Origin of the sequence: Salipaludibacillus sp. CUR1 (genome assembly GCF_021028955.1) — a bacterium.
Classification (GTDB): domain Bacteria; phylum Bacillota; class Bacilli; order Bacillales; family Salisediminibacteriaceae; genus Salipaludibacillus.
In genome coordinates this window covers 1-1,348 of the sequence record NZ_JAIWPE010000022.1, presented here as the reverse complement: position 1 = coordinate 1,348, position 1,348 = coordinate 1, and the positions used below count along the sequence as shown (strand labels likewise).

General features: G+C 50.4%; 12 tRNA genes and 1 rRNA gene. All 13 read right to left on the bottom strand.

Annotation, left to right across the window (positions count from 1 at the left end):
• Nucleotides 1-44: 44 nt before the first annotated feature.
• The 13 genes from K8O68_RS05280 to rrf all read right to left on the bottom strand — a co-directional run bounded on the left by K8O68_RS05280 (nucleotide 45) and on the right by rrf (nucleotide 1,345).
• Nucleotides 45-119: transfer RNA gene (locus K8O68_RS05280), tRNA-Gln, on the bottom strand.
• A 12-nt stretch (nucleotides 120-131) separates the two neighbouring features.
• Nucleotides 132-207 (bottom strand) — tRNA-His (locus K8O68_RS05275).
• Nucleotides 208-220: 13 nt separating this feature from the next.
• Nucleotides 221-294: transfer RNA gene (locus K8O68_RS05270), tRNA-Trp, on the bottom strand.
• A gap of 22 nt (nucleotides 295-316) precedes the next feature.
• Nucleotides 317-401, bottom strand: a tRNA-Tyr gene (locus tag K8O68_RS05265).
• Between the two features lie 57 nt (nucleotides 402-458).
• Nucleotides 459-534, bottom strand: a tRNA-Thr gene (locus K8O68_RS05260).
• Nucleotides 535-542: 8 nt separating this feature from the next.
• Nucleotides 543-618 (bottom strand) — tRNA-Phe (locus K8O68_RS05255).
• Between the two features lie 24 nt (nucleotides 619-642).
• Nucleotides 643-718 (bottom strand) — tRNA-Asp (locus K8O68_RS05250).
• 33 nt (nucleotides 719-751) lie between these two features.
• Nucleotides 752-828: transfer RNA gene (locus K8O68_RS05245), tRNA-Met, on the bottom strand.
• A gap of 38 nt (nucleotides 829-866) precedes the next feature.
• Nucleotides 867-942 (bottom strand) — tRNA-Val (locus K8O68_RS05240).
• A gap of 21 nt (nucleotides 943-963) precedes the next feature.
• A tRNA-Glu gene (locus tag K8O68_RS05235) sits at nucleotides 964-1,038 on the bottom strand.
• An 8-nt stretch (nucleotides 1,039-1,046) separates the two neighbouring features.
• Nucleotides 1,047-1,139, bottom strand: a tRNA-Ser gene (locus K8O68_RS05230).
• Nucleotides 1,140-1,145: 6 nt separating this feature from the next.
• Nucleotides 1,146-1,220: transfer RNA gene (locus tag K8O68_RS05225), tRNA-Asn, on the bottom strand.
• Between the two features lie 8 nt (nucleotides 1,221-1,228).
• A 5S ribosomal RNA gene (gene rrf / locus K8O68_RS05220) occupies nucleotides 1,229-1,345 on the bottom strand.
• Nucleotides 1,346-1,348 lie beyond the last annotated feature (3 nt).

Below are 1,348 nucleotides of genomic sequence, written 5' to 3'. Positions count from 1 at the left end.
GGCAAGGTGGTGCTCTACCACTGAGCTATTCCCGCATATTAAACTGGCAGGCCCAGCAGGATTCGAACCTGCGAATCACGGAATCAAAATCCGATGCCTTACCGCTTGGCTATGGGCCTAAAATATATAAATGGGGCGGCTGATGGGAATCGAACCCACGAATGCCGGAACCACAATCCGGTGCGTTAACCACTTCGCCACAACCGCCATAGTTTTCAATTGGCAGGGGCAGCAGGAATCGAACCCGCATCAAAGGTTTTGGAGACCTTCGTTTTACCATTAAACTATGCCCCTAAGTATAGCTTAATGAAGTAAATGGTGGAGGGGGAGAGATTCGAACTCCCGAACCCTGAGGGAGCGGATTTACAGTCCGCCGCGTTTAGCCACTTCGCTACCCCTCCGTAACAACATATAATATATTACAAAAAGATTACTAATTAGTCAATAGTAAAATTGAATGGTGCTGGCCAGAGGACTTGAACCCCCAACCTACTGATTACAAGTCAGTTGCTCTACCAATTGAGCTAGGCCAGCACTCAAAATGGTGGCTCGGGACGGAATCGAACCGCCGACACACGGATTTTCAGTCCGTTGCTCTACCGACTGAGCTACCGAGCCTTAGTAAATCTTTTAAAATATTAATGGCGGTCCCGACGGGAATCGAACCCGCGATCTCCTGCGTGACAGGCAGGCATGTTAACCGCTACACCACGGGACCTCATGGTGTTATAGTATGTATTTAGATATAAATTGGTTGCGGGGGGCGGATTTGAACCACCGACCTTTGGGTTATGAGCCCAACGAGCTACCAGACTGCTCCACCCCGCGACGATAAAAAAATATTGAATTATTCATTATATACACTATGGTGGAGGATGACGGGCTCGAACCGCCGACCCCCTGCTTGTAAGGCAGATGCTCTCCCAACTGAGCTAATCCTCCATAATTGTGTTCAAATTAAAATGGTGACCCGTACGGGATTCGAACCCGTGTTACCGCCGTGAAAGGGCGGTGTCTTAACCACTTGACCAACGGGCCATTTTTTCTGGCGGAGAGCGAGGGATTCGAACCCTCGAGACGGGTTTAAACCGCCTACACGATTTCCAATCGTGCTCCTTCGACCTCTCGGACAGCTCTCCATAAAATGGCTCCACAGGTAGGATTCGAACCTACGACCGATCGGTTAACAGCCGATTGCTCTACCACTGAGCTACTGTGGAATAATGGTGCCCAGCGACGTCCTACTTTCACAGGGGGAGATCCCCCAACTATCATCGGCGCTGGAGAGCTTAACTTCCGTGTTCGGCATGGGAACGGGTGTGACCTCTCCGCGATCGTCACTGGACAT